9 protein-coding genes are annotated in these 7435 nt (G+C 62.0%); 8 read left to right on the forward strand and 1 reads right to left on the reverse strand.

Going from position 1 to position 7435, the window contains the following annotated elements; all coding sequences use genetic code 11:
* A partial coding sequence (locus BGN91_RS10975) for a DUF2147 domain-containing protein (RefSeq protein ID WP_292613056.1) occupies positions 1–318 on the reverse strand: 318 nt, incomplete at its 3' end.
* A gap of 439 nt (positions 319–757) precedes the next feature.
* On the opposite strand from BGN91_RS10975, the gene BGN91_RS10980 reads away from it, so the two are divergent.
* The 8 genes from BGN91_RS10980 (at position 758) to BGN91_RS11015 (ending at position 7102) form a co-directional block, all read left to right on the forward strand.
* Positions 758–1363, forward strand: a complete 606-nt coding sequence (locus BGN91_RS10980) for a superoxide dismutase (protein WP_292613058.1) — start codon at positions 758–760, stop codon at positions 1361–1363.
* A 175-nt stretch (positions 1364–1538) separates the two neighbouring features.
* Complete coding sequence (gene crcB / locus BGN91_RS10985; protein WP_292613060.1) at positions 1539–1913, forward strand: fluoride efflux transporter CrcB; 375 nt, start codon at positions 1539–1541, stop codon at positions 1911–1913.
* Positions 1914–2065: 152 nt separating this feature from the next.
* A complete protein-coding gene (locus tag BGN91_RS10990) occupies positions 2066–2266 on the forward strand; it encodes a hypothetical protein (protein WP_292613062.1) in 201 nt (66 codons plus the stop codon).
* Between the two features lies 1 nt (position 2267).
* Positions 2268–3023, forward strand: a complete 756-nt coding sequence (locus BGN91_RS10995; RefSeq protein WP_292613064.1) for an ABC transporter ATP-binding protein — start codon at positions 2268–2270, stop codon at positions 3021–3023.
* A 7-nt stretch (positions 3024–3030) separates the two neighbouring features.
* On the forward strand, positions 3031–3900 hold the full coding sequence (locus BGN91_RS11000; RefSeq protein WP_292613066.1) for a metal ABC transporter permease: 870 nt from the start codon (positions 3031–3033) through the stop codon (positions 3898–3900).
* A complete protein-coding gene (locus tag BGN91_RS11005) occupies positions 3900–4850 on the forward strand; it encodes a metal ABC transporter substrate-binding protein (RefSeq protein WP_292613068.1) in 951 nt (316 codons plus the stop codon). The genes BGN91_RS11000 and BGN91_RS11005 overlap by 1 nt, the downstream gene beginning before the upstream one ends.
* Positions 4851–4991: 141 nt before the next feature.
* Entirely contained in the window at positions 4992–6086 is a 1095-nt protein-coding gene (locus tag BGN91_RS11010; protein WP_292613069.1) for a GTP-binding protein, read from the forward strand.
* Positions 6086–7102 carry a WD40 repeat domain-containing protein gene (locus tag BGN91_RS11015; protein ID WP_292613071.1) on the forward strand — a complete coding sequence of 339 codons (1017 nt, stop codon included), beginning with the start codon at positions 6086–6088 and terminating at the stop codon, positions 7100–7102. Before BGN91_RS11010 ends, BGN91_RS11015 begins: the two co-directional genes overlap by 1 nt.
* Positions 7103–7435 lie beyond the last annotated feature (333 nt).

Below are 7435 nucleotides of genomic sequence, written 5' to 3' on the forward strand. Positions count from 1 at the left end.
GTTGTAGATCGTGCCGGACCATTTGTTCGGACCGCTTTGCGACATGCCCTGGAACAGCGGCAGGCCGATCATCGGTCGTTTGGCAAGCGACGGGTTGCGATTCTTGTCGTCGACGACCGGCCGTCCGGTCGCGGGGTCGATGGGACTGCGCAGCCAGACCACCACGCCGCAAATCCCGCCGCGGCATTTGCTGACACGGACCTTGGCGTCGCCGGCCTGCGTCAGCCAGATGCCGGTGGGGTCGGCTGTTGTCTGTGCATCGGCGAAAGAAAAGCTGGCGGCAAGGATTGCAATCGCAAAACCGGATCGCACGAGCATGACAACCTCCAGAGCAATCCGGTGTGCATAACAAAAAAACGGAGTCGCGCAACGTGATATGGGCGGCGAAGCCATCTTCGCGACAGGATGTCTCAGCGATGGCCGTGTCGCGTTTTCAGATGAAGCGGCTACCATTTCGTGAAGAAAACGCCTCAAATCAAATCGTGGAGTCGCGCTTCTGAACTGGAGCCGTTCCAAGGCTCGACCCGCGCCCGGCCGGGTCGTGACCGGGGCGGCGTCGGCGCGCGGGAGATGAGACGGCGAGCCGCCCGTTTGGTGAATACCCAATCGGCAAGACTGCATACTCGGCGTTGACCGCCATTATGTTATGGTATGTAACGGCTATCGTAGTATCTACGGCGATGGAACCCTGATGAGGGTCTCGTCAGGCCCTTTTGGTTCTCATCAAAAATTCTTCCACCAATCCGGACAATAACCCATGACCTTCACGCTTCCGAATCTGCCTTATTCCTACGATGCGCTCGCGCCCCATATGTCCCGAGAAACCTTGGAATATCATCACGATAAGCATCACCAGGCCTACGTGACCAACGGCAATAACGCGATCAAGGGGACCGAATTCGAAGGAAAATCGCTCGAGGACATCGTCAGGAGTTCGTACGGCAAGAGCGCGGCCGTGGGCGTCTTCAACAACGCCGGTCAGCACTACAACCACCTGCATTTCTGGCAGTGGATGAAGCCGAACGGCGGTGGCGCCAAGCTGCCCGGCCGTCTGGAGAAGAAGATCACCGAGGATCTGGGCGGTCTGGACAAGTTCAAGGCCGCTTTCGCCGCGGCTGGCGCCGGGCAGTTCGGCTCGGGTTGGGCCTGGCTGCAGGTGAAGAACGGCAAGCTCGAAGTCACCAAGACGCCGAACGGCGAAAATCCGCTGATTCACGGTGCGACGCCGATCCTCGGCTGCGATGTCTGGGAGCACTCCTATTATATCGACTATCGCAACCGCCGGCCCGATTACCTGAAGGCGTTCCTGGATCATCTGGTGAATTGGGAATACGTCGACGAGCTTTTGGGCAAGGCTTCCTGACGACGTCTCTGTCGTAATTGTGAGAATTCAAAAGGCGGCACCATGGTGCCGCCTTTTTTCATCAGCCTTGAGCACCGTTCGGGTGGTCGCCTTGCGCGTCGAAGGATTTTCGGCAAGACACAATGCGCAAGACGATGCTTGCCGGGCGAGAGGCTTTCAACGACAGGGACAAACGATGAACTATCTTCTGGTTTTTGTCGGCGGCGGCCTCGGCGCGACCTTTCGACATGGAGTCAACCTGTTGTGTGCCCGGGTTTTCGGGACACATTTCCCCTTCGGCACGTTTCTCATCAACGTTTCAGGCTCGCTCGTGATGGGTTTGATCGCCGGCTATCTCGCGTTCAAGGGGAGCGCCGCGCAGCCGTGGCGGCTGTTCGTGATGACCGGGGTTCTCGGCGGCTACACCACCTTCTCGACATTCTCGCTTGATTCCGCGCTGCTGTACGAGCGCGGCGAGATCGCTCTTGCGGCCCTCTACGTGGCCGGCTCTATCGTGCTGGCGATCGCAGGCCTGTTCGCCGGTCTCGCGCTGGTTCGCCACCTGGCGTGAAACCGGGGCCGCCGGACGGCCCTTGCAGCCCGCAGCCCACCTCGTTCGGAAGCCTTCTCCGCTGGACACCTGTGATGTTATAATATAACGATTACATCGGGATAATTGGCGGTTGGATCCTTGTCCCTTTGCGGGACCGGAAAGCGTATCAAGTGCTCCATTCTCACCATCGCGATCGGGGTCAGGCTCACGAGCATGGCCATGGGCATGGACACACTCACGGGCTGTCCGCGCCGCATCCCGCCCAGGCGGTCCCCTGGTCGATCCTGCGGCTGGCGCTGGCAGCGCGGCTCGGTGCCGCGCTTGCGGTCAGCGCCATGCTTTGGGCCGCCGTTGTATTGGCGATGAGGTGAGATGGCCGCGCAACTGCAGTTCCGCGACGTCACTCTCGGTTATGACCGGCATCCGGCCGTTCATCACCTGAGCGGAGAAGTCGCGTCCGGCGCGCTGCTGGCTGTGGTCGGCCCGAACGGCGCGGGCAAGTCGACGCTGTTTCGCGGCATCGTCGGCATCCTCAAGCCGCTGGCGGGCTCGATCGCGCGCGGCAAGCGCGATCTCCGCGATATCGCCTATCTGCCGCAGAGCGCCGAGATCGACCGCAGCTTTCCGATTTCGGTGTTCGATTTCACCGGCTCGGGGCTGTGGCGCGCCACCGGGGCGTTCGGCGCATTGGGCCGATCCGGGCGCGAGAAAATCGTGGAAGCGTTGGCGGCGGTAGGCCTGAACGGATTCGAAAACCGTCCCATTGGCACGCTGTCGGGCGGACAGATGCAGCGGATGCTGTTCGCGCGGGTGCTGTTGCAGGATGCGGCCGTGATCGTGCTGGACGAACCGTTCAACGCGATCGACGCCAAGACCTCGGCCGATCTGCTCGCTCTGGTGCGGCGCTGGCACGGGGAGAAGCGGACGGTGCTCGCCGCGTTGCACGACATGGATCTGGTGCGCGCGAATTTTCCGGAGACGCTGCTGCTCGCGCGCGGTGAGGTGGCGTGGGGCCCGACGGCGCAGGTGCTGACTTCCGATAATCTTTCGCGCGCCAGGCAGATGTGCGAAGCCTTCGACGACGGCGCGGCCGCTTGCGCGGCGCACCTGCCGTCCCGCGCGGCCTGAGGCATTCATGGTCTACGACTGGCTGGTTGCTCCCTTCGCCGATTTCGAATTCATGCGCCGTGCGCTGGCAGCGTCGATTGCGCTCGCACTCGGCGCCGCGCCGATCGGCGTATTCCTGATGCTGCGGCGGATGAGCCTCGTTGGCGACGCGATGGCGCATGCGATCCTGCCGGGAGCGGCCATCGGCTTTCTGTTGTCGGGCCTCAATCTGTTTGCGATGACCGCCGGGGGATTGATCGCAGGTTTTGCGGTGGCGATTCTGGCGGGGGTGGTGTCGCGCGTCACCGAATTGAAAGAGGATTCCTCGCTGGCGACCTTCTACCTGGCCTCGTTGGCGCTCGGCGTCACCATCGTGTCGGTCAAGGGCACCAATATTGATCTGCTGCATGTGCTGTTCGGCAATATCCTCGCGATGGACAACCAGACGCTGATCGTGATCGCGATCAACGCCACGGTGACGCTTGTGGTTCTCGCCGTGATCTATCGCCCGCTGGTGATCGAATGCGTCGATCCGTTGTTTCTGCGCACCGTGAGCCGGGCGGGCGCGCCGGCTCATCTGGCGTTTCTCGCGCTCGTCGTCGTCAATTTGGTCAACGGCTTCCACGCGCTGGGCACGTTGCTGGCGGTCGGGCTGATGGTGCTGCCGGCAGCTATCGCGCGATTCTGGGCGCGCGACATCACCGGCATGATGATGGTCGCCGTTGTCAGCGCGATGCTGTCGGGGTACGCGGGACTGGTTCTGTCGTTCCACAGCAAGGTGCCCTCGGGGCCTGCGGTCATTCTGGTCGCCACGGCGCTTTATGTGATGTCGGTGCTGTTCGGCAGCGTCGGCGGGATGCTTCGGCAGCTCTTCCCGGCGCCCCATCTCGAAGCGTGATGACGGACGCCATGGCGTGGTCTCGCCGTCTCATATTCTGGACGATCGTGATCGTGCTGGCGGCGCTTGCTCCCGTCCGCGCCCAAAGCCGTGACGACGCCGGCAGCGATCATCGTATCCAAGTTGTCGCGAGTTTCTCGATCCTCGGCGATTTTACTAAAGAGGTCGCGGGCGCACGGGCCGATGTCACGACGCTGGTCGGGACCAACGGCGACGTGCATGTGTTTACCCCGACGCCGGCCGACGTCAGGAAAGTCGCGGCCGCGAAACTGGTGATCGTCAACGGCCTCGGCCTCGAAGGCTGGCTGCCGCGACTGGTGCAGGCATCCGGCGGCCACGCGGCGATCGTGGTCGCGTCCAGCGGCGTTGCCTTGCGCGGAGCCGACGCAGGCGAAAGGCACAGTACCCGACATGACGAAGGCCCGGCCGATCCTCATGCATGGCAATCGGTCGCCAATGCCAAGGTCTATGTCGCCAATATTCGCGACGGTCTGATTGCGGCGGACCCGTCGCGCGAGGCGGTTTATCGGGCCAATGCCGCCGCCTATCTGTCCAGACTCGATGCGCTGGATCGGGAGGTACGTGAAGCGGTGGCCCGGATTCCGCCCGAGCGGCGCAAGGTGATCTCGACCCACAATGCCTTCGGCTATTTCGAGGCGGCCTACGGCATAGCTTTCATCGCCCCGCAGGGCGTCTCGACCGACAGCGAGCCGAGCGCTCGCGACATCGCCATGACAGTCACCCAGATCAGAAACGCAAAAATTCCGGCCATTTTCCTGGAGAATCTCAGCGACGAACGGCTGATCCGCCGGATTGCGGCCGAATCCGGGGCGCGGGTCGGAGGGACCTTGTATTCCGACAGTTTGAGCGACGAAAATGGCGACGCCCCCACTTACATTGACATGGTCAGGCATAATATAAAGGCCATGACGAGCGCGCTGGTGGACTAGTCGGTCGACGCCTTTTTTGCCTTTTCTCCGGAGGAGAGGGCCGGTCGCGAAGCGGCCGGGGACGGTCGCTGAATGTTCACGCGTGCTATTGACCCCAACCTCTCCCTGCAAAGGGGAGGGGAGCAGCCACGAGTTCAGTTGATGTCTGATGTAAACGCTCCCGCCTCGACGAAGATTCCCGTGACCGTGCTCACCGGCTATCTCGGCGCAGGCAAGACCACGCTGTTGAACCGTATCCTGTCCGAAAATCACGGCAAGAAATACGCGGTGATCGTCAATGAGTTCGGGGAGGTCGGCATCGACAATGACCTGATCATCGGCGCGGACGAGGAAGTGTTCGAAATGAACAACGGCTGCGTCTGCTGCACGGTGCGCGGCGACCTCGTGCGCATTCTCGAAGGCTTGATGAAGCGCAAGGGCAAGTTCGACGCCATCATCGTGGAGACCACGGGCGTTGCCGATCCGGCGCCGGTCGCGCAGACCTTCTTCGTCGACGAGGACGTGCAGAATAATGCGCGGCTTGATGCCGTGGTTACGGTCGCCGACGCCAAGTGGCTGAGCGAGCGGCTCAAGGATGCGCCCGAGGCCAAGAACCAGATCGCCTTCGCCGACGTCATCGTGCTCAACAAGACCGATCTGGTGTCCACGTCCGAACTGGCCGAGGTCGAAGGCCGGATACGCGGCATCAATCCTTATGCCAAGCTGCACCGCACCGAACGCTGCCAGGTGGCGCTGTCGGATGTTCTGGAGCGCGGCGCGTTCGATCTCGACCGTATCCTCGAACTCGAGCCGGATTTCCTCGCCAAGGACGATCACGACCACCACCATGATCACGATCATCATCATGACCATCACGATCATGACCACGGCCATCATCACGATCATGACCATGGTCACGAGCATGACCATGACCATGGTCTGAAGCACTACCATGACGAAGAGATGCAATCGATGTCGTTGCGTTCGGACAAGCCGCTCGATCAGGAAAAGTTCATGCCGTGGCTGCAGGGACTGCTGGCGGCGGAGGGACAGAAGATTCTGCGCTCGAAGGGCATTCTCGCGTTCGCCGACGATAACGACCGCTATGTCTTCCAGGGCGTTCACATGATGCTGGAGGGAAGTCGCCAGCGTGAATGGAAGCCCAACGAGAAACGCGAAAGCCGTGTCGTCTTCATCGGTCGCGAATTGCCGGAAGCGCTGATCCGCGAAGGCTTCCAGAACTGCATTGCCGCGTGATGACCGTCTCCAGCGCTCCGCAGCAGAATTCCATCACCACGATCGGCGAACGCGTGCGTTCCGTTGCCATCGGCATGCCGGTTGCCGCCGTGTATTTTATCGGCGACCGCGCCGCCTTCGTCGGGGACGAGGAAACGATCACGCTGGTTTCCAGCGACGGCGAGAAGGTCGCGGCGGCCGTTCATGGCGGCGCGATCCTGTCGTCGGTTTCGGACGGCAAACGACTCATCACCGGCGGCGATGACGGCAAGGTTGTCGCGCTCGACATGAAGGGCGAGAGCTCGGTCCTTGTGACCGACGCAAAACGCCGCTGGATCGACAACGTCGCAGTTCATCCCGATGGCGCGATCGCATGGTCCGTCGGCAAGACCGCGTTCGTGCGCGGGCCCAAGGGCGAAGACAAGTCGATCGAAGCGCCATCGAGCGTCGGAGGGCTCGCCTTCGCGCCGAAGGGTCTGCGGCTCGCGCTCGCGCATTATAACGGCGTGACTTTGTGGTTTCCGAACATGATGGCGCAGCCGGAACGGCTGGAATGGGCCGGCTCGCACCTCGGCGTGATGTTCAGCCCCGACAGCAGGTTCATTGTCACCGCAATGCACGAGCCGGCGCTGCACGGCTGGCGGCTGGCGGACGCGCAGCACATGCAGATGACCGGCTACCCGAGCCGCGTCAAATCGCTGTCATGGAGCCCGGGTGGAAAGGCGCTGGCCACATCCGGAGCCGACCGGGTGGTGATTTGGCCGTTCGCCAGCAAGGACGGCCCCATGGACAGGGAGCCGCTGATGCTGGCGCAATTGCAGGCGCGCGTCACCGCGGTCGCATTTCACCCCACGCAGGACTTTCTTGCCGCCGGCTACGAGAACGGCGTTATCCTGATGGTTAAGATCGCCAACGGCGCCAAGGTCGCGGTTCGCCGCGACGGCGACGCACCTGTCGTTTCGCTGGCCTGGAATGCGAAGGGCTCGATGCTGGCTTTCGCCCTGCAGAATGGCGACGCGGGGCTGGTTGATCTCTGACGTTTCGATTGAATTCCGTCCTCGGGCCTGCCTTTGCGGCGTTTCGAGCGATGCATGTCCTCGGGCTTGCCCCGAGGATGGATAATTGTTCGCGTCAAAACAAAATCATGGAGCTTCGCTTCTGATTCCATCAGGAGCGAAAGGCGCAAACTGGTCTCATGGATTCGTTGGTCTGGTTCGCTGGCGTGAGGTTCCCGAAGGAACCTGGCCGGCGTCGAACCGTTAGTCCCGCGAAAGGATTTGCGGTGAGTCGATGTCTCTCAGCGAACGCAGCACCAAGGTGAGGAAACGCAATGCGAGAAAAGATTTCGCGATTGCGGTCGCGATCGTGGC

The sequence above is a fragment of the Nitrobacter sp. 62-13 genome, from assembly GCF_001896955.1.
Taxonomy (GTDB): Bacteria; Pseudomonadota; Alphaproteobacteria; order Rhizobiales; family Xanthobacteraceae; genus Nitrobacter.